This window comes from Gemmobacter nanjingensis (assembly GCF_014652195.1).
Taxonomy (GTDB): Bacteria; Pseudomonadota; Alphaproteobacteria; order Rhodobacterales; family Rhodobacteraceae; genus Gemmobacter; species Gemmobacter caeni.
The window spans coordinates 485,920-504,618 of sequence record NZ_BMYI01000001.1 but is presented as its reverse complement, the minus strand read 5'-3'; the positions used below and the strand labels follow the sequence as shown (position 1 = coordinate 504,618).

At 64.9% G+C, this 18,699-nt stretch carries 16 protein-coding genes and 1 other RNA gene; 9 read left to right on the top strand and 8 right to left on the bottom strand.

What is annotated here, in order from left to right:
• Nucleotides 1-26 precede the first annotated feature (26 nt).
• A complete protein-coding gene (locus tag IE126_RS02535; RefSeq protein ID WP_054301808.1) occupies nt 27-782 on the bottom strand; it encodes a cytochrome c biogenesis CcdA family protein in 756 nt (251 codons plus the stop codon).
• Nucleotides 783-918: 136 nt separating this feature from the next.
• Here IE126_RS02535 and IE126_RS02530 point away from each other — a divergent pair, with 136 nt between their 5' ends.
• Entirely contained in the window at nt 919-1,167 is a 249-nt protein-coding gene (locus tag IE126_RS02530; protein WP_189380340.1) for a sulfurtransferase TusA family protein, read from the top strand.
• 44 nt (nt 1,168-1,211) lie between these two features.
• On the opposite strand, the gene IE126_RS02525 is transcribed toward IE126_RS02530, so the two are convergent.
• Complete coding sequence (locus IE126_RS02525) at nt 1,212-4,064, bottom strand: Rne/Rng family ribonuclease (RefSeq protein WP_189380339.1); 2,853 nt, start codon at nt 4,062-4,064, stop codon at nt 1,212-1,214.
• A gap of 434 nt (nt 4,065-4,498) precedes the next feature.
• Between IE126_RS02525 and IE126_RS02520 the strand changes: the two genes are divergently transcribed.
• Nucleotides 4,499-5,470 (top strand): calcium-binding protein, encoded by a 972-nt coding sequence (locus IE126_RS02520; protein WP_189380095.1) that lies wholly within the window; start codon nt 4,499-4,501, stop codon nt 5,468-5,470.
• Nucleotides 5,471-5,473: 3 nt separating this feature from the next.
• Here the strand turns inward: IE126_RS02520 and IE126_RS02515 are convergent, their stop codons facing one another.
• The 5 genes from IE126_RS02515 to IE126_RS02495 all read right to left on the bottom strand — a co-directional run bounded on the left by IE126_RS02515 (nt 5,474) and on the right by IE126_RS02495 (nt 10,875).
• Nucleotides 5,474-6,799, bottom strand: a complete 1,326-nt coding sequence (locus tag IE126_RS02515) for a sigma-54-dependent transcriptional regulator (RefSeq protein ID WP_054301810.1) — start codon at nt 6,797-6,799, stop codon at nt 5,474-5,476.
• Between the two features lie 7 nt (nt 6,800-6,806).
• A complete protein-coding gene (locus IE126_RS02510; protein ID WP_054301811.1) occupies nt 6,807-8,570 on the bottom strand; it encodes a sensor histidine kinase in 1,764 nt (587 codons plus the stop codon).
• A gap of 50 nt (nt 8,571-8,620) precedes the next feature.
• Entirely contained in the window at nt 8,621-9,289 is a 669-nt protein-coding gene (gene purQ, locus IE126_RS02505) for a phosphoribosylformylglycinamidine synthase subunit PurQ (protein ID WP_108128290.1), read from the bottom strand.
• 131 nt (nt 9,290-9,420) lie between these two features.
• Nucleotides 9,421-9,774: a transfer-messenger RNA gene (gene ssrA / locus IE126_RS02500) on the bottom strand.
• A gap of 54 nt (nt 9,775-9,828) precedes the next feature.
• Nucleotides 9,829-10,875, bottom strand: a complete 1,047-nt coding sequence (locus IE126_RS02495) for an extracellular solute-binding protein (protein WP_189380094.1) — start codon at nt 10,873-10,875, stop codon at nt 9,829-9,831.
• Nucleotides 10,876-11,112: 237 nt separating this feature from the next.
• On the opposite strand from IE126_RS02495, the gene IE126_RS02490 reads away from it, so the two are divergent.
• From IE126_RS02490 to pepN, 7 genes are all read left to right on the top strand, one after another.
• A complete protein-coding gene (locus IE126_RS02490; RefSeq protein ID WP_189380093.1) occupies nt 11,113-12,348 on the top strand; it encodes an aminotransferase class V-fold PLP-dependent enzyme in 1,236 nt (411 codons plus the stop codon).
• Between the two features lie 83 nt (nt 12,349-12,431).
• On the top strand, nt 12,432-12,893 hold the full coding sequence (locus IE126_RS02485; RefSeq protein ID WP_054301815.1) for an SspB family protein: 462 nt from the start codon (nt 12,432-12,434) through the stop codon (nt 12,891-12,893).
• Nucleotides 12,894-13,019: 126 nt separating this feature from the next.
• Nucleotides 13,020-14,414: a class II fumarate hydratase gene (fumC, locus tag IE126_RS02480; RefSeq protein WP_054301816.1), complete on the top strand. Its 1,395-nt coding sequence runs from the start codon at nt 13,020-13,022 to the stop codon at nt 14,412-14,414.
• A 192-nt stretch (nt 14,415-14,606) separates the two neighbouring features.
• Complete coding sequence (locus tag IE126_RS02475) at nt 14,607-14,792, top strand: DUF4169 family protein (RefSeq protein ID WP_054301817.1); 186 nt, start codon at nt 14,607-14,609, stop codon at nt 14,790-14,792.
• Nucleotides 14,793-14,838: 46 nt separating this feature from the next.
• Nucleotides 14,839-15,069, top strand: a complete 231-nt coding sequence (locus IE126_RS02470; RefSeq protein WP_054301818.1) for a hypothetical protein — start codon at nt 14,839-14,841, stop codon at nt 15,067-15,069.
• Between the two features lie 86 nt (nt 15,070-15,155).
• Nucleotides 15,156-15,377 (top strand): ribbon-helix-helix domain-containing protein, encoded by a 222-nt coding sequence (locus IE126_RS02465; RefSeq protein WP_189380092.1) that lies wholly within the window; start codon nt 15,156-15,158, stop codon nt 15,375-15,377.
• A gap of 51 nt (nt 15,378-15,428) precedes the next feature.
• Nucleotides 15,429-17,984, top strand: a complete 2,556-nt coding sequence (pepN, locus tag IE126_RS02460; protein WP_189380091.1) for an aminopeptidase N — start codon at nt 15,429-15,431, stop codon at nt 17,982-17,984.
• Nucleotides 17,985-18,027: 43 nt separating this feature from the next.
• On the opposite strand, the gene IE126_RS02455 is transcribed toward pepN, so the two are convergent.
• Entirely contained in the window at nt 18,028-18,639 is a 612-nt protein-coding gene (locus IE126_RS02455; RefSeq protein ID WP_229825186.1) for a transglycosylase SLT domain-containing protein, read from the bottom strand.
• Between the last annotated feature and the right edge of the window lie 60 nt (nt 18,640-18,699).

The window sequence follows — 18,699 nt, the reverse complement described above, 5'->3', positions numbered from 1 at the left end:
AGGCCAAGCCCGGCGGGGCAGGCGGGTCAGCCCAGCGTGGCGAGGAAGGGGAAAGTATCCAGCAGCCAGAACGAGAAATCCGACAGCGCGCCCGTCACCAGTGCCAGCCCCACGAGGACCAGCAGCAGGCCCATCATCCGCTCGATGGTCTTCATGTAGGGTTTCAGGCGGGTCATCACGCCCATCGCCCGCTCGATGAAAATGGCGGCCAGCAGGAAGGGCAGGCCCAGACCCAGCGCATAGACCGCCAGCAGCGCAGTGCCGCGCGCCAGATTGGCCTCGTTCGCGGCCAGAGAGAGGATGGCGCCCAGTTGCGGGCCGATGCAGGGGGTCCAGCCGAAGGCGAAGGCAAGACCCAGAAGATAGGCCCCGGCGGCCGAGCCGCCCCGGTCGCCCGCATCCAGCCGTGCCTCGCGGTCAAGGATCGGAATGCGGAACAGGCCAAGGAAATGCAGGCCCAGCACGATGACCACCGCGCCCGAGATGCGGGCGAAGATTTCCTGATTTTTCAGGAAGAAAGCACCGAAGGCCGAGGCGGTGAAGCCCAGAAACAGGAACACGGTCGACAGGCCCAGCACGAAGAACAGCGCGGGCAGGATGATGCGGCGGCGTGCGGCGGCCTGGCCGTCGCGCAGCTCGGGCATGGAAATCCCACCCATATAAGCAAGGTAGGGCGGCACGATAGGCAACACGCAGGGGCTGAGGAAGGACAGAATGCCCCCGGCCAGCGCCACGATCATGGCGGGCAACAGGCCCGCGTCAAATATGTCGATGCCGAACATGAGGTCTCCGTCCTGTCGGGATGGTGATAGACCAAAGCCGCCCGGTCGTCACCGGGGCGACTCGTCGCGGTGCATCACTAAGCCGTCAGATGCGTTTCATCTGGTGCGGATGCGCGCGCGGGTCTATGCCGGGCGCATGGAATATGATGTCGATCTGGATTGCGAGGGGCTGTTGTGCCCGCTGCCGGTCTTGCGGGCGCGCAAGCGGCTGATGGCGCTGCGGCCCGGACAGGTGCTGCGCGTGCGGGCGACCGACGGCATGGCCGCCGTAGACCTGCCGCATTTCTGCACCGGCGCGGGGCATGCCTATCTTGGCGCGGTGCCCGAGGGAGGCGCCACCGCCCATTTCATCCGCCGAGGAGAGAACCGGCCCGAACCGGAATGAAAAACGCCGGGCAGATGCCCGGCGTTCTGGTCTTTTCGGTTGTGTCAGCGGTTCACCGACCACCAGCCGCTGCGCTTGGGCCGGTCGTCGTCGGCTTCGGGCGCCTCTGCCTCGGCTGGGTCCGCCTGAACGGCGGCAGCGGTTTCCAGCGCGCCGGGATCGGCTTGCAGCGCGGGATGCTCCGGTGCGGCGACCGGCGCCGGTTCGGTTTGAGCCGGTTCGCTCGTCACCGCCACAGCGGCGACGGGGATTGCGGCAGCGGCGGCTTCTGCGACAGCCGGAGCTTCGGTCTGCGGCGCTTCGGCAGCCGCGGGCTCTTCCCCGGTTGCGGCCTTGGCCTTTGCCTTGGCGCTGCTGCTGCGCGAGCCAGTGCTGCGGGGCTTGGCGGCGGGTTTGGTCTTGACGGGTTCGTCCGCCTCGGCCGGTGCCGCAGCCTCACCCTCTGAGGGCACTTCCGCTTCGGCAGCCTTGGCCTTGGCCTTGGACTTGCTGCGCGAGCTGGTGGTCTTCTTCGCAGCAGGCTTCGCCTCGCCGTCCTTCGCAGGGGCCTTGCGGCTGCGCGTGGTCTTGGGCTTCTGCGGTGCAGCCTCGGCCGGGGTCTCTGCGGCAACGGTTTCGGCAGCTTCGGTTGCCTCTGCGGCCACGGGAGCAGGAGCTTCAGCCGGAGCTTCCGGCGTCTCGGTCAGCGGCTCGGGTTGCGAAGCGGCAGCTTCGTCCTCGGCACCTTCCTCGTCTGCGCCTTCATCGGCGGCGTCGTCCCCGGCTTCTGCCTCGGACCCGCCTTCCTTGTACTTGGAGCCACCCCGACGGCGCGAACGGCGGCGGCGCTTCTTCTTCGAGCCACCCTCGCCATTCCCTGCGCCTTCTTCCCGCGCCTCGGTCTCGGCTTCGGCTTCCGCCTCGTCCAGATCCTCGTCCAGCGGCAGTTCCGGATCGTCCTCGTCCTCATCCACCGGGGCGCCCATCAGTGCGGCATTACCCGAGATCACCGAAGACGGTTCGGGCACCATGCGGGTGGCGGTTTTGAACTTTTCGATGCTGTAATCGGGCGAGATCAGATGCGGGTCGGCCTCCAGCCGGACCGCCATGCCATAGCGCGCCTCGATCAGCGCGATATGTTCGCGCTTGTGGTTGATCAGGTAGTTGATCACCGCGACCGGCGCCTTCAGCAGCACCTCGCGGCTGCGCTTGCGGGTGCCTTCTTCCTCCAGCGCGCGCAGGATGGTCAGCGCGAGGCTGTCGTCAGACCGGATCAGGCCGGTGCCGTGGCAATGGGCGCAAGGCTGGGTCGTCGATTCCAGCATGCCGGGGCGCAGGCGCTGGCGGCTCATCTCCATCAGGCCGAAGCCCGAGATGCGACCGACCTGAATGCGCGCGCGGTCGGTTTTCAGCTTGTCTTTCAGGCGCTTCTCGACCGCGACATTGTTGCGCCGCTCTTCCATGTCGATGAAGTCGATCACGATGAGGCCCGCAAGGTCGCGCAGCCGGAGCTGGCGCGCCACTTCGTCCGCCGCCTCAAGGTTGGTCTTGAGCGCCGTATCCTCGATCGAGCCTTCCTTGGTGGCCCGGCCCGAGTTCACGTCGATCGCCACCAGCGCCTCGGTGACGCCAATCACGATATAGCCGCCGGATTTCAGCTGTACGACCGGGTTGAACATGCCCGAAAGGTAGCTTTCCACCTGAAAGCGCGCGAACAGCGGCATCTGATCGGTATAGCGCTGCACCACCCGCGCATGGGCAGGCATGATCATGCGCATGAAATCCTTGGCGGTGCGGTAGCCGGTTTCGCCCTCGACCAGGATTTCCTCGATCTCGCGGTTATAGAGGTCGCGGATCGAGCGTTTGATCAGATCGCCTTCCTCGTAGATCGGGGCGGGGGCGATGGATTTCAGCGTCAGTTCGCGAACCTGTTCCCACAGGCGCATGAGATATTCGTAATCGCGGCGGATTTCCGGCTTGGTGCGCTTGGCGCCCGCCGTGCGGATGATCAGGCCGGCGCCTTCCGGCACCTCCATCTCGCCCGCGATTTCCTTCAGCTTCTTGCGGTCGGCGGCATTGGTGATCTTGCGGCTGATGCCACCGCCACGCGCAGTATTGGGCATGAGCACGCAGTAGCGGCCCGCGAGGCTGAGGTAGGTCGTCAGCGCGGCGCCCTTGTTGCCGCGTTCTTCCTTCACCACCTGCACCAGCATGATCTGGCGCACCTTGATGACTTCCTGGATCTTGTAGCGGCGCTGGCGCGGTTTACGCGGCGCGCGGATTTCTTCGGTCACGTCTTCTTCGGCAACCGATTCAATCTCGTCATCGACGGGGGCTTCGGCCTCGTCCTCGGCGGCGGTCTCGGTTTCCGCGCTGTCGGTTTCGGGGGCGGTGTCGAAGGTGGGTTGGTCATCCGCTTCGCGGCTTTCAGCGGCAACGGGTTCCGCTGCGCTGAACAGTGCATCCGCGCCGGTTTCCTCGCCCAGATCGACGACATCCATGCCCGTGATCTGCGGGGCCTCGGCATGCACAACGGCATCAGCCACAGCGGCTTCGGCTTTCGGGGCAGGGCGTTTGTGCGAGGACGGCCGCTTGCGGCTGCGGTTCTCTTCCTCTTCCTCGGCGCGGGCGAGGGCGCGCTCTTCCTCGATCAGCGCCTTCCGGTCTGCGACGGGGATCTGATAGTAATCGGGGTGAATTTCGGCGAAAGCCAGAAATCCGTGGCGGTTGCCGCCGTAATCGACGAAAGCCGCCTGAAGCGAGGGTTCCACCCGCGTGACTTTCGCGAGGTAGATGTTCCCCTGAAGCTGACGCTTGTTTACCGTCTCAAAGTCGAATTCCTCAACCTTGTTTCCGTCCACCACGACAACCCGGGTCTCCTCCGGGTGCGTGGCGTCGATGAGCATTTTCTTGGCCATGGTGTTCCATTGCGCCATGGCCCGTCCACCCCTCCGTCGGGGGTACCGTGGAAGATGCGGGCGGGCAGATGGCGGCTTGTAAGGGCGTGGCTGCGGCATGCGCAGGCCGCAGGCAGGCGCGAAAGCCCCCCGTCGGTCATCAGTGCATCAGGCGCGCGGCTCATCGCGGTTCGTAGTCCCGGGTGACGAAGCACCCAAATGATGCGCCGGGCACCAGGGCGACCGGCGAATTGGCGGCCTTTCGGCCAGTGATTTCTGCGGGGATCAGCGCTGTCGGACCCTTGGCCCCACCCGCGCTTCCGGCAGCGAAACTGGTTTGCGGGGCTTCGCATGTAACGAAATGGCACCCGTCGCGTGACAATAAGGGGAGGTGCCCTCAAAATACAATGGCAAAATTGCCGGGGATTCGATCCGGGCGACAGCGGGGGTGGACGATGGTGCAACTGTTCGTGGCGGGGGATCAGGTGGTCGCCAACAATGGCCATTTGCAGATCCTGCGCCGTCTGGCGGGGGAATGGGTGGAAATCGAGGTGCAGCCGCAGGGGTTTCTGGCCTGGGGTAACTGGGATTTCCGGCCGGCAGGACAGCCGCACAACCTGCCGGAAGAGGGCGAGCTTTATGGGCGTTTGCCCTTGCCGTTGCGCCCCGCGCAGGATGGCGCGCATGTCTGGGAACTGCTGGTCAGGCTGCGCGATGCGCTGGCTGAAAGTGGCGCGGGGACCGATTTCATCCTGACCGAACAGAACAGCAATTCCTACATTCGGACGCTGCTATACATCATCGGGGACGGGCGCGACTGGTCGGCGAAGTTCGGGGACGTGGGGCTGACCGCCTTTCCGGGCTTTGCCCGTAACGTGCTGTTCGGGGTGGAGGTTGACGGCGAGTGGCAGCGTGGCCTGTCGCTGGATGTGACCGGGACTGTCGGGAATGATGTGATTCGTGCCGGATTGGCGCGGGACCGGCTGTCAGGCGCGGCGGGGAACGATACGCTGGTCGGCTCGGGCGGGGCCGATACGCTGTCGGGCGGGGCCGGGGCGGATGTGCTGCGTGCCGGGCGCGGAGCGGATGTGGTGACGGGGGGCGCCGGGGCGGATCTGATCGGCCTTGGCCGCGACGTTGCGCGCGATACCGTGGTGCTGCGTGCGGTGTCGGACAGTGCGACAGGGGCGGCGGACAGTCTGAGCGGCTTCGACCCTTCCCGCGACGTCATCGACCTGCGCCGGATCGACGCTGACACCGACCTGCCAGGCAATCAGCCTTTGCATTTCGGGCCCGGCGCCGTCTGGTTCGATACCGATGGCGCCGATACCCTGCTGCGGGCCGATGTCACCGGCGACGGAGCGGCGGATCTGGAAATCCGCCTGCTTGCCGTCACCGGGCTGAGTGCTGACGATCTTCTGCTGTAACGCTCAGGTATAATCCGAGCGCTGAAGCCCGTATTTCGCCATTTTCTCGTTCAGCGTGCGGCGCGGCAGGCAGAGTTCCTCCATCACCGCGACAATGCTGCCCTTGTGGCGACGCATGGTGTTGTCAATCAGCATCCGCTCGAAAGCATCCACATATTCCTTCAGCGGCTTGCCCTCTGTGGTCATCGCCGGGCCTGCCGCCTCGTTATCCGCCATCAGAAGCGAGGCGATGGAGCCGGAGCCGCGTCGGTTTTGCAGCACCGCCCGTTCTGCGATGTTCACCAACTGGCGCACATTGCCTGGCCAGGGAGCCTGCAACAGTTGCGCGGCCTCCTGCGCGGTCACCGGCGGGGCGTCACAGCCATATTCCTCGGCGAATTGTTCCGACATGCGGGTGAACAGCGTCAGAATGTCCTCGCCCCGCGCGCGCAAGGGCGGCAGCACGATGGTCATGGCGCCCAGCCGATAGAACAGATCGCTGCGCAGAAGTTGCTCCAGCGTCTTGTCAGGGGCGTGTTCGTTGCAGATGGCGATGACGCGGGTTTCCGGCGGCGTGCCCTGATCGTTGATCATGGTCAGCAGGCGCGATTGCAGCGCGTGGCTGAGGCTTTCGATATCTTCCAGACACAGCGTCCCACCGCGCGCCTCTTCCACCAGCGGCACGCCATCTTCGGTCGGGCCGAACAGCTTGGCGGCAAGCTGATCTTCGGACCAGGCCGCGCAGGAGACGGTGACAAATTTCTTTGACGCCCGCGGCCCCACGGCATGCAGCGCATGGGCGACCAGCGTCTTGCCGGTGCCGGTTTCGCCGTCAATCAGCACATGGCTGTCGGCCTGACCGAGATCGAGAATATCCTCGCGCAGCCGTTCGATCGCGGGGGAGGCACCGATCAGCTTCTTCATGATGGTGGAGCCGTCGGACAGTTCCTTGCGCAGTGCCCGGTTGTCCAGCGTCATGCGCCGCGCGTGAGTGGCGCGCTTTGCCAGTTCGGTCATCCGGTCGGGATTGAACGGCTTTTCCAGAAAGTCGAAGGCGCCCAGACGCATCGCCTCTACCGCCATGGGCACGTCGCCATGGCCGGTGATCATGATGACCGGAAGCGCGCTGTCCATCCCCATCAGGCGTTTGAGGAAGGCCATGCCATCCATGCCGGGCATGCGGATGTCTGAGACGATCACGCCCGGAAAATCGCCGGTAATGGCGGCGAGGGCATCCTCGGCGCTGCCATAGGTTTCGGTGTCGAACCCCGAAAGGGCAAGCCACTGGCTGATCGACTGGCGCATGTCCGCCTCGTCATCCACGATGGCGATCTTCATTGCACGGGCCATTTGGTCCTCATTCTGCTGCCCTGGCTTCGCCGGTCAATATGGGAAGCTGCATTTCGAATACAGCCCCCCCGCCGTCCGCATTCCGCGCGGTCAGCCGGCCGCCAAGGTCGGTGACGATCCCCGAGGAGATGGCAAGGCCCAGCCCCACCCCCTCGCCGGGTTTCTTGGTTGTGTAGAAAGGCTCGAACACGTTTTCGAGTTCCTTGATCCCGTGCCCGTTGTCGCGCACGTTCAGGATGGCGGTTTCGCCTGCCGACAGCAGCAGGTCGATCTGCGGCTGCCGGGTTTCCTTCGTGGCGTCCAGCGCATTGCGCAGAAGGTTGATGATGACCTGTTCCAGACGGATCCGGTCGGCCATCACCATGACGGGCGTGCGGGGCAGGGTGCGGGTGATGCGCACGGTGCGCGCCTTCAGTTGCGGTTCCATCATCGCCAGCGCGTTGGAGACAGAGTTGCGCAGGTCCACCGGCTCGAACGCCTCGCCGCCCTTGCGGGCATAGGATTTCAGCTGCCGGGTGATCGCGCCCATGCGGTCGATCAGATCGTCGATGCGCTGGAAGGAAGACAGTGCCTCCTCCGGCCGTTTGCGTTGCAAGAGCAGCCGCGCGCCCGCCAGATAGGTTTTCATCGCGGCAAGCGGCTGGTTGAGCTCGTGGCTGACGGCCGCCGACATCTCGCCCAAGGCGGCAAGTTTCGACGATTGCGCCAGCGTCAGTTCCGCCACGGCAAGGTTTTTCTGTACCTTCTCGCGCTCCGCGATCTCGCGTTGCAGCCGGGCGTTCAGCAGCCGCAGTTCCGCGCTTTCGCGCTGATAGGTGACGCTGCGCGACCAGGCGCGGCGTGACAGCATGTAGAAGGTCACGGCCAGCAGGATGGCAAAACCCATGATTTCCAGCGCGATGACGCCATTCACCCGCTCGCGCACCGAATCGTAGGCGGTATAGGTGATGATGCGCCAGCCGCGGAAGGCGACGCGGGTTTCGGTCTTCATCACCGCCTCGCCGCTGAGATAGGCGTCCGGCGGTTCCTGCGCCCAGTCGGCGGCGCCCTGGAGCGCGCGGCGGATGGCAGAGGGCGCATCCCGCGCCTCCAGCGCGCGGGCCAGCGGCAGGCCACGCCAGCGGGGTTCGGTGGCCAGAAGCACCGTGCCCTCGCTGTCGGTCACCAGAACCGCATCCTGCAACCCGGCCCAGGCGCGTTCATATTTCATCAGATCGACCGCGACGACGATGACGCCCAGAACCTGATTGTCAGACCGGACGGCGCGGGAATAGGTGAAATCGAAGCCCGGCGTTTCGCGCGGGGCCACGGTGAAGATCGTGTCTTTGGCCCGCTGCGCCTCGATATACTGGGGCGCGCTGCGCAGGTTGGCGCCAAGCTGGTTGCGGTTGGTCGCGCCGACGATCCGTCCCTCGGCATCCAGAAGGATGATCGAGGCGGCGCCGATCTCGCTTTGAAACGAGATGAGGCGGGCGGAGGTGGCGGAATATTCCTTCCGCGTCAGCGCGCCGATCAGTTCGGGGTCGCGCGCCAGCAAGAGCGGCACCACCGAGGTGCGCTGCAACTCCGAAATCATGTTGCCGGAGTAAAGTGCCAGCCGCAGTTCGGCCCGGTTGCGGGTGACTTCGGTAAAGCGTTCCGACAGCCAGCGGTTGGTGACCAGAACCACAACGGCGCCGAAGATGACCAGCAGCAGCACGACAAGCTTCAGGCGCCAGGAAATCCCGGCGTTTTCGGCTTTCATCTCGGGCTCGGGTGCGGCGTCCTGCATGATCGGCGCAGTCTAGGCGCGGCGCCGGGGGGCCTCAAGGCCGCAGCGCGTCAGGCCAGCGCCATCTTGCCGACCAGCGCCGCAAACAGCGCCGCGCCATCGGCCCCGCCCTGCGCGGCCTCGACCGCGCGTTCGGGGTGGGGCATCATGCCCAGCACGCGGCGGTTGGCCGAAAGGATACCCGCGATATCCTCCATCGAGCCGTTGGGATTGGCGGTGTAGCGGAAGGCCACGCGATCCTCGCCCTTCAGGCGCGCCAGCGTTTCGACATCGGCGGTATAGTTGCCATCGTGATGCGCGACCGGGAAGCTGACCTTCTGGCCGGCGCTGTAGCCTGCGGTAAAGGCGCTGTCGGTGGTGGCCACGGTCATCTCTACCGGCTTGCAGATGAATTTCAGCCCCGCATTGCGCATCAGCGCGCCCGGCAGCAGGTGCATTTCGGTCAGCACCTGAAAGCCGTTGCAGATGCCGATAACATAGCCGCCCCGGTCGGCATGGGCCTTGACCGCGGGAGCGATGGGCGATTGCGCGGCAATCGCGCCGCAGCGCAGATAGTCACCAAAGGAAAAGCCACCGGGCACGCCCACGACATCGACGCCCGCAGGCAGTTCGCTGTCCTTGTGCCAGATGCGCACGACCTCGGCCCCTGCCTTTTCGAAGGCGACGGCAAGGTCGCGGTCGCAGTTGGAACCGGGGAAGGTGACGACGGCGGCTTTCATTGGGCGATCCTTTCAGGGGCAGGCCGCAGGGCAGTAAAAGCGCGGCGGCCGAGGATGCGCAGCCCATAACGCAAAGCCCCTGCCGCTTCCAGCCCCTTCGCGGGCGGATGCTGCGGAAATGAGAAGGGAAAGGTGCCGGATTCTGTTGCCAGGCTCCGGCGGGCCCCGCCTTAGGCGGCTAAGCGTAAGGACTTAAGTTTCGGTTACCCGAGCTGCTTACGCAGCCAGAGCGACCGGAGCACGGTTGTCGTTGGCAACTGTACTTTTGGACCGATAACGGTGGTACCTCACCGAGCGAAAGCTGGCCTCTTTAGACGTCCGTCGATCCTGTTTCGGCCCCCGCCACGCCCAACGAGCGGTGAATGGTGGAGCCGCCGGGTACCGCCCCCGGGTCCGATCCGTTTATTACAGGTGCGTTTATCGCCATAGTCCGGGCGAACCCGAACGCGCCAGATATAGGCGGGGCGGGGCGGGGGCGCAAGCGGCGCAATGAAAAAGGCCCGGTGGATGCACCGGGCCTTTCGCAAGGATGGCGTGGATCAGAAGCCCGCCTTGATCGCCTCGAATTCCTCGATCATCTTGGCGCGCATCTCTGCCGGGACCGGGGTCTGAGCCAGAATCGGCCCCTCGACCGGATCGACGTAAGCCGCCTTGAGCTCCTCGGCCGGGATTTCCTTCATCGCGGCGTCGTTCGACAGCGCATAGCCCAGCTCTTCCAGCAGTGCCGGAGCCGACGAGGGCGCCAGCAGGCTGTTGATGAAGTCATAGGCCTTGTCTTCCTTGCCGGGCGCGTCCTTCATGTTGACGTAGCCGCAGAACCAGGTCGTCGCGCCCTCAGTGGGGGTGCGCTGGAAGCCGACCGGGAAATCCTCGGCCTTCAGCGTCGCCACGCCGTCGTTCCACGACCAGGCCACCAGAACCTCGCCCGTGGCCATCAGTTGTGCCATTTCGGCCGGGTCGGACCAGTAGGCGCGGACATTCGGATGCACTTCGCGCAGCCAGTCGGCAGCGGCCGTGAACTGCTCGTCCGTCACATTGTCCCACTGGGTCAGGCCGGTGGCGAGGAAGGCCAGAGACCACACATCGTCGGTGCTGTCCGGCAGCGAGATGCGGCCCGCGTATTTCGGGTCCTTGAACACCTGAAGCGAGGCCACATCGGCCTCAGGCACTTCCTTGGTGTTGTAGGCGATAGCGGTGTAAGCGTAATCGGTCGGGATGAACCAGACGCCCGCGTCATCCTTGAAGATGGGCGAGTTCAGCAGGCGCGGCGCGATATTGCCGAATTCCGGGATCTTGGCCGGGTCCCACGGTTCGATCAGCCCGGCGTCGCGATAGCGCCCGACATGGGCGGCGCAGGGGTGGACCACATCGGTCTTGAACCCGGACGAGGCCTTCTGGAACGCTTCGTCATCATCGGCGAAGAAGCTGTAGGTGGGTTTGTCGCCATTCTTGGCGACATAGCTGGTCAGAACGCCGTCGATTTCCCAGCCGGCCCAGTCGAGCACGGTGAACTCCGGGTCGGCGGCAAGGGCGGGCGCGGCCAGCAGGACGGCGGCACTGGACAGGATAAGGCTGCGAAAGGTCATGGGTGTTCCTCGGCTGTTGGTCACGGCCCACTCCCCCAAGCGGCCATGTCGGGGACGAAGCTAAGCGAGGGGATTCGGTGTCTCAAGCGGAAATTCCGCTTCCGGGGTCTGGGGTTGCGAAAAAATGCGCATTTTGATCAAAAAATCGGCGCAGGCGGTGCCGGGTGAAGGCTGTGGCGCTTGCGGTGTCTGCGGCTCTGGGTCAGGATCGCGCCGGAACATCAGCAAGAGGGTGATATGCCGCTGGATATTGATTTCGTGCGCCGCCAGTTTCCGGCGTTTCAAAGCGCGGCGCTTCAGGGGCAGGCGTTTTTCGAGAATGCGGGCGGTTCCTACACCTGCAAGCCGGTGATCGACCGGCTGTTCCGCTTTTACCATGACCGGAAGGTGCAGCCCTATGCGCCCTACGAAGCCAGTCAACTGGGCGGGGCCGAGATGGATGAAGCCCGTGCGCGGCTTGCCGCGATGATGGGGGTAGAACGGGACGAACTGTCCTTCGGCCCCTCGACCAGCGCCAATACCTTCGTGCTGGCCAATGCAGTACGGCAATGGCTGCGCGGCAAGAAGGCCGCTATCGTCGTGACGAACCAGGATCACGAGGCCAACAGCGGGGTCTGGCGCCGTCTGGCGGACGAGGGCATCGAGGTGCGGGAATGGCGGATCGACCCGCAGACCGGCCATCTGGACCCGGCCGCGCTGGCGCCGCTGCTGGAGGACGGCCGCGTCAAGCTGGTCTGCTTCCCGCACTGTTCCAACGTGGTGGCCGAGATCAATCCGGTGGCCGAAATCTGCGCCATGGCGCATGCGGCGGGGGCTTTCACCTGTGTCGATGGCGTCAGCTACGCGCCGCACGGCTTTCCCGACATGGCGGCGCTGGGGGCGGATGTCTACCTGTTTTCCGCCTACAAGACCTATGGCCCGCATCAGGGCATTATGGTGATCCGCCGCAAGTTCGGGGAAACCCTGCCCAATCAGGCGCATTTCTTCAATGGCGGTACGCTTTACAAGCGCTTTACCCCGGCCGGGCCGGATCATGCGCAGGTCGCGGCCTGTGCGGGGATGGCCGATTATATCGACGCGATTTACACCCACCATCATGGCGAGGCGGCGCATGCCACGCCGCTGGCGCGCAACAATGCGGTCCACGCGCTCATGCGCGCACATGAGGAAGAGGTTCTGCAACCGCTGCTGGATCATCTGGCCGCGCGCAACGATCTGCGGCTGATCGGCCCGCGTCAGGCGGCTGGCCGCGCACCTACAGTCGCCGTTGCGCTGGACCGCCCGGCCGAGCCGGTGGCGGCAGCGCTGGCCGCGCATGGCATCATGGCCGGTGGCGGCGATTTCTATGCCGTCCGGCCGCTGGAGGCCCTGGGCGTCGATCTGTCCCGCGGCGTGCTCCGGCTCAGCTTCGTGCACTACACCACCGCCGCAGAGGTGCAGAAACTGATGGGCGCACTGGACCGCGTGCTCTGACCCTTGCGTGGAAAGGGGCGGGTAAGCCCCTTTCCAACCGCGCGACCCGGCCCTATGGTGGGGGCAAGACGAGAGGGGACCGAATGGCGCGCACGATCGACTATGGCAACCTGATGCACCGCGCGATGCGGGGTCTGATCCAGACCGTGCTGGAGGATGTGGCCGAACATGGTCTGCCCGGTGCGCACCATTTCTTTATTACCTTCGACACCAATCATCCGGGCGTCGAGATCGCCGACTGGCTGCGTGCGCGTTACCCCGATGAAATGACCGTTGTTCTCCAGCACTGGTTTGAAAACCTTGTGGTCACGCCCGAAGGGTTTTCCGTCACGCTGAACTTCGGCAACAGCCCCGAACCGCTGATTATCCCCTTCGACGCCGTGCGCACTTTCGTCGATCCTTCGGTCGAATTCGGCCTGCGTTTTGAAACGCATGAGGACGAAGACGACGAAGAGGATGAGGAAGACGGCGAGGAAGAAGCCGCCGCGCCGGAAGAACGCCCGCGCGAGGCCGAGGTTGTCAGCCTCGACAAGTTCCGCAAGTAATCCGGCATTTTGTCGGGTCTTCTTCGGGCCGGAATTTCCGGCCTGTTAGCGGTATACATCCGTATACCAATTGATTTCGCGCGCGGTGCCGCCTAGAAGAAGCCAACCTTTCAAGGAGGCTTGCCCATGACCGCCACCCGCACCGAAACCGACAGCTTTGGCCCGCTGGAAGTTCCTGCCGATAAATACTGGGGCGCACAGACGCAGCGTTCCATCATCAACTTCCCGATCGGCTGGGAACGTCAGCCGGTGCCGATCATCCGGGCGCTGGGCGTTATCAAGAAGGCCTGTGCTCTGGTGAACAAGGCGCAGGGCGACATGCCTGCCGAGCTGGCCGACGCCATTGCCGCCGCCGCGACCGAAGTGATCGAGGGCAAGTTTGACGACAACTTCCCGCTGGTGGTCTGGCAGACCGGCTCGGGTACCCAGTCGAACATGAACGCGAACGAGGTGATCTCGAACCGCGCGATCGAGATGCTGGGCGGCGTGATGGGGTCGAAGAAACCCGTTCACCCGAACGACCATTGCAACATGGGCCAGTCCTCGAACGACACCTTCCCGACCGCGATGCATGTCGCCATCGGGATGCTGGCGCGTGACGTGCTGCTGCCGGGGCTGGAAAAGCTGCATGCTGCGCTGGCTGCCAAGGCCGAGGAATTCAAGGACATCATCAAGATCGGCCGCACCCATACGCAGGATGCGACGCCGCTGACGCTGGGTCAGGAGTTTTCGGGCTATGCCAAGCAGGTGGAGCGCGGGATCGAGCGGGTGAAGATGTGCCTGCCGCATATCTACGAACTGGCGCAGGGCGGCACCGCCGTCGGCACCGGGCTGAACACCCGTGTGGGCTGGGATACCCGTGTGGCCGCGCAGATCGCCGACATCACCGGGCTGCCCTTTGTCACCGCGCCGAACAAGTTCGAGGCGCTGGCCGCGCATGACGCCATGGTCATGTTCTCCGGCGCGCTGAAGACGGTGGCGGCGAGCCTGTTCAAGATCGCCAACGACCTGCGCCTCCTGGGCTCCGGCCCGCGCTCGGGTCTGGGCGAACTGATCCTGCCGGAGAACGAGCCGGGCTCCTCGATCATGCCTGGCAAGGTGAACCCGACACAGGCCGAGGCGCTGACCATGGTCTGCGCGCATGTCATGGGCAATGACGCTGCCGTTGGTTTCGCAGGTTCGCAAGGGCATTTCGAGCTGAACGTCTACAACCCGATGATGTCCTACAACGTGCTGCAATCCATGCAGCTTCTGGGCGATTCGGCTTCGGCCTTCACCGACAATATGGTGGTGGGCACGCAGGCGAATGTGGCGCGCATCGACAAGCTGATGAAGGAAAGCCTGATGCTGGTGACGGCGCTGGCGCCGACCATCGGCTATGACAATGCCACCAAGGTCGCCAAGACCGCGCACAAGAACGGCACGACGCTGAAGGAAGAGGCGATCGCGCTGGGCTTCGTGGACGAAGAAACCTTCGACCGCGTGGTGCGCCCCGAAGACATGATCTCGCCGAAGGGGTGAGATGAGGTCGGGCGCGTAAGGCGCCCCCGATGAAACGCTCCGGTGGAGCGTTTCAAGCATCGAACGCCCGCGCACGCTTGCGCGGGCCGGAAGAGGATCGTCTCGGCATTTGCAGGCCAAGCGCTTGCATTGCGCACGAACCGCGAGAAAATGGAGCCGGGGCCATGCCCCGGTCCCGTCAGGAGGAAAGCCATGGCCGAAGTCGTGAACCTCAATCGTTTCCGCAAGGCAAAGGCGCGGGCAGAGGCGCGCGATGAAGCGGATGCCAATGCCGCGAAGTTCGGTCGCAGCAAGGCGCAGAAGGCGCGCGAGGCGGCGGACGCCGAACGGGCGCGGGCCGAACTGGATGGCAAGAAGCGCGAGACGGATCAGGATTAACCTCGCATTAAGTCAGATCCGAGAGGATCGGTGGCGGAGGTGCCCGATGATCCCGACCCGTATTGCCCCCGACGCCGACCGATGGATCGTGCAGCTGTTTTCGGCCCGTGCGGTGGCGGAAGGCGGCATCATCCGTCGCAGTATCGCCGATGTGGACCGGCTGGTCGGCCGTGACCGCCTGCTGCACGAGGTGCGACGACGCGGTTACCGGCTGGTGGAAAACGCCGGGCAATTCGTGATCTTCTGCAACCGCGACCCGATCCGGCTCTTGCACTGACCGCGCCGCCGGGCGCAAATTTCTTGCGAAGAAATTTGCAAATCTTTTGCCGCAAAAGATTTGTCCCAAGCCCCGAGGTGCCCGCGATGTCCGCCCGTCCTGCCAAGCATTCCCTGACGCTGCGGGGCCATCGCACCAGTGTTTCGCTGGAGGCCGAGTTCTGGCTCGGGTTCCGCGAACTTGCCGCCGCGCGGGAGATGGGCCTGAACGAGTTGGCGGCGGAAATCGACGAAAGCCGTGAGGGCGATATCGGCCTTGCTTCAGCGATCCGCCTTGCGGTGTTGCGGCATTACCAGCAGCGTGGCTGACGGTTGCGCCTGCCGCGCCATCGGGTAGCCTTCACGACGAAGGAGACCGCCATGACGCAGCAGACCACCGTTTACCTGGCCGACTACCGCCCCTACAGCCATCCACTCGACCGGGTGGAGTTGACCTTCCGGCTGGCGCCGCAGGCGACGCGGGTTGTCGCGCGACTGCATTTCCGCCCTGATCCGGCGCGCAGTCCCGGCGCGGATTTACGGCTGGATGGCGAAGGTCTGCGGCTGATCCGCCTTGCGCTGGACGGCACCCCGCTGGATTGCCAGCCCGACGACACCGGCCTGACGCTGCCCGCCGCGCTTTTGCCTGCCGATCCTTTCGTTCTGGAAACCGAGGTCGAGATTGCCCCCGTGGGCAATACCGCGCTGGAGGGGCTTTACATGTCGAACGGCATGTATTGCACGCAATGCGAGGCGGAAGGTTTCCGCAAGATCACCTACTACCCCGACCGCCCGGATGTCATGGCGCGGTTTCATGTGCGGATCGAAAGCGATCTGCCGGTGCTGCTGTCAAACGGCAATCCGGCGGGGCAGGGGCCGGGATGGGCCGAATGGGATGACCCTTGGCCGAAGCCAGCCTATCTGTTTGCGCTGGTCGCGGGGGAACTGGTAGCGCTGCCTGATCATTTCCTCACGGCCTCGGGCCGCGAGGTCGCGCTGAATATCTGGGTGCGCGCGGGCGACGAATCGCGTTGTGCCTATGCGATGGATGCGCTGAAACGTTCAATGCGCTGGGATGAGCAGGTCTACGGCCGCGAATACGATCTGGATGTGTTCAACATCGTCGCTGTGGACGATTTCAACATGGGCGCGATGGAGAACAAGGGGCTGAACATCTTCAACTCCAAGCTGGTTCTGGCCTCACCCGAGACTGCGACCGACACCGATTATGAACGGATCGAGGCGGTGATCGCGCATGAATATTTCCACAACTGGACTGGAAATCGCATCACCTGCCGCGACTGGTTCCAGCTGTGCCTGAAAGAAGGGCTCACCGTATTCCGCGATCAGCAGTTCTCGGGCGACATGCGGTCGCATGCGGTGAAGCGGATCGAGGATGTGCAGGCGCTGCGCGCGCGGCAGTTCCGCGAGGATCAGGGGCCGCTGGCCCATCCGGTGCGGCCTGACAGCTTTGTCGAGATTAACAATTTCTACACCGCCACCGTTTACGAAAAAGGGGCCGAGGTCATCGGCATGCTGAAGCGTCTGGTGGGCGATGCGGAATATGCCCGTGCGCTGGATCTCTACTTCGCGCGCCACGATGGCGAGGCGGCGACGATAGAGGACTGGCTGAAGGTGTTCGAGGATGCGACCGGCCGCGACCTCGGGCAGTTCAAGCGCTGGTATACCGAGGCAGGCACCCCGCGTCTGACGGTGGAGGAGGAGTGGAAGGACGGTATTTACTCACTGACGCTGGAACAGCATCTGCCGCCGACACCGGGGCAGCCGGTGAAAGCGCCGAAGGTGATTCCGGTGGCTGTGGGCCTGCTGAACCCGAACGGTGACGAGGTGCAGCCGACCACCGTTCTGGAGCTGACCGAAACACGGCAGAGCTTCCGCTTCGAGGGGCTTGCCAGTCGTCCCGTTGCCTCAATCCTGCGCGGCTTCTCGGCGCCGGTGGTACTGGACCGCGCCGTCAGTGCGGCGGAGCGCGCCTTCCTGCTGGCGCATGACACCGACCCGTTCAACAGGTGGGAGGCGGGGCGCGCGCTGGCGAAAGAGGTGCTGGCCGATCTGGCAGCAGGCGCCCCGACCGTGGGTCCTGACTGGCTGGAGGCGATGGTGCGGCTGGTGCAGGACGACAGCCTTGATCCCGCATTCCGCGCCCTGGCGCTGCGCCTGCCGGGGGAGGATGACATGGCCGCGACCCTGGCGGCCGCAGGCAAACAGCCCGACCCGGCAGCACTTCATACGGCCCGGCGGCGCATGGCGGCGGCGTTGGCCGGGGCGCTGGCCCCGGCCTTGCCCGGGCTGATGGAGGCGACGCAGATCACTGGCGCCTTCTCGCCCGATGCGGTTCAGGCGGGCAAGCGGGCGCTGCATAATGCCTGTCTTGGGCTGCTCAGCCTGCGCGACGGAGGCGCGGCCGCAGAGGCGGCCTTTGCCGCCGCGACCAACATGACCGACAGCCTTGCCGCGCTTGCGGCGTTGCTGGAGATCGGGCGTGGCCAGCCGCAGCTTGACGCCTTCGGGGCGCGCTGGCGCGGGGACCGTCTGGTCATGGACAAATGGTTCATGGTTCAGGTGCTGCATGCCGCCCCCGACCAGACCGCGCGAACGGTCGAACGCCTGACCGCGCGGGCCGATTTCGACTGGAAGAACCCCAACCGCTTCCGGTCGGTCATCGGCGCGCTCAGCGCCAATCACGCAGGGTTCCATTATCAGGATGGTGCCAGCTACCGGCTGTTGGCCGACTGGCTGCTTCGGCTGGACCCGAAGAACCCGCAGACGGCGGCGCGTATGTCCACCGCTTTCGAAACTTGGCGGCGCTACGATTCGGGGCGTCAGGGGCTGATCCGGGCTGAACTGGCCCGCATCCTCGCCACCTCCGGTCTCAGCCGCGATCTGGGCGAGATGGCGGCGCGCATGGCGGGCTGAGCTAAAGGTCCATCCGGGGGGCTGATGCCCCCCGACCGGGTCATCAGCCTTTCTGGCAGTAAATCTGCTGGCTGATCCAGTTGCGCATTTCCGCGCGCGTATTCGACTTGCGGAAGGGCATCCAGTCGCGTCCGATTCCGCGATTGCCGCCGCCGACGGCCATACCGTCCCGCTGCACATGGTAGGCCATCATCTCGACCGCGCAGTCCAGATTGGCAGTCCCGTTCTTCAGCGCCGAGGCCGACGTGGCCTCGCAGCCGTAGTTGCGTGCAGAACGCGGCGAAATCTGCATGATTCCAATATACTTGCCGCCACCGCCGACTGCTGCCGGGTTGTGGCTGCTTTCATATTTCCCGACCGCTGAAATCAGCCCGGCCCAGAAGGCGCGGCGCTGCGGCAGGGGCGCGTCGCTGTAGGCCGGACACCAGCTGTCGATATCTGCGGGAACGCGATCGGCCAGAACCTCATCTTCCTGTGCCACGGCCATCAGGGTATTGGCTGTCCATTCGGCGGCTTCCGGGCGGTGGTCCCAGCGCATCGGGGGCGGTTCCGCCGCGCGCGAGACCAATTGTGCGGCCTCGGTCGTGCAGCCTGCCAGAGCCAGTGCGACGAACGCGCCCTGCATACCCCGGATGATCGCAGTTTTCCCCAGCATCCCTTGCCCAAGGTGGCATCGCCCCCAGCGGCGACAGGCGTTATTTGCCTGCGCAACCGC

What these genes read in the sequence shown, in the direction of transcription:
- IE126_RS02535 (WP_054301808.1), bottom strand. Translation starts at nt 782, where the DNA reads ATGTTCGGCATCGACATATTTGACGCGGGCCTGTTGCCCGCCATGATC.
- IE126_RS02490 (WP_189380093.1), top strand. Translation starts at nt 11,113, where the DNA reads ATGCCGCTGGATATTGATTTCGTGCGCCGCCAGTTTCCGGCGTTTCAA.
- IE126_RS02530 (WP_189380340.1), top strand. Translation starts at nt 919, where the DNA reads ATGGAATATGATGTCGATCTGGATTGCGAGGGGCTGTTGTGCCCGCTG.
- fumC (WP_054301816.1), top strand. Translation starts at nt 13,020, where the DNA reads ATGACCGCCACCCGCACCGAAACCGACAGCTTTGGCCCGCTGGAAGTT.
- IE126_RS02515 (WP_054301810.1), bottom strand. Translation starts at nt 6,799, where the DNA reads ATGGCCCGTGCAATGAAGATCGCCATCGTGGATGACGAGGCGGACATG.
- pepN (WP_189380091.1), top strand. Translation starts at nt 15,429, where the DNA reads ATGACGCAGCAGACCACCGTTTACCTGGCCGACTACCGCCCCTACAGC.
- IE126_RS02475 (WP_054301817.1), top strand. Translation starts at nt 14,607, where the DNA reads ATGGCCGAAGTCGTGAACCTCAATCGTTTCCGCAAGGCAAAGGCGCGG.
- IE126_RS02455 (WP_229825186.1), bottom strand. Translation starts at nt 18,639, where the DNA reads ATGCTGGGGAAAACTGCGATCATCCGGGGTATGCAGGGCGCGTTCGTC.
- IE126_RS02495 (WP_189380094.1), bottom strand. Translation starts at nt 10,875, where the DNA reads ATGACCTTTCGCAGCCTTATCCTGTCCAGTGCCGCCGTCCTGCTGGCC.
- IE126_RS02510 (WP_054301811.1), bottom strand. Translation starts at nt 8,570, where the DNA reads ATGCAGGACGCCGCACCCGAGCCCGAGATGAAAGCCGAAAACGCCGGG.
- purQ (WP_108128290.1), bottom strand. Translation starts at nt 9,289, where the DNA reads ATGAAAGCCGCCGTCGTCACCTTCCCCGGTTCCAACTGCGACCGCGAC.
- IE126_RS02520 (WP_189380095.1), top strand. Translation starts at nt 4,499, where the DNA reads ATGGTGCAACTGTTCGTGGCGGGGGATCAGGTGGTCGCCAACAATGGC.
- IE126_RS02485 (WP_054301815.1), top strand. Translation starts at nt 12,432, where the DNA reads ATGGCGCGCACGATCGACTATGGCAACCTGATGCACCGCGCGATGCGG.
- IE126_RS02470 (WP_054301818.1), top strand. Translation starts at nt 14,839, where the DNA reads ATGATCCCGACCCGTATTGCCCCCGACGCCGACCGATGGATCGTGCAG.
- IE126_RS02525 (WP_189380339.1), bottom strand. Translation starts at nt 4,064, where the DNA reads ATGGCCAAGAAAATGCTCATCGACGCCACGCACCCGGAGGAGACCCGG.
- IE126_RS02465 (WP_189380092.1), top strand. Translation starts at nt 15,156, where the DNA reads ATGTCCGCCCGTCCTGCCAAGCATTCCCTGACGCTGCGGGGCCATCGC.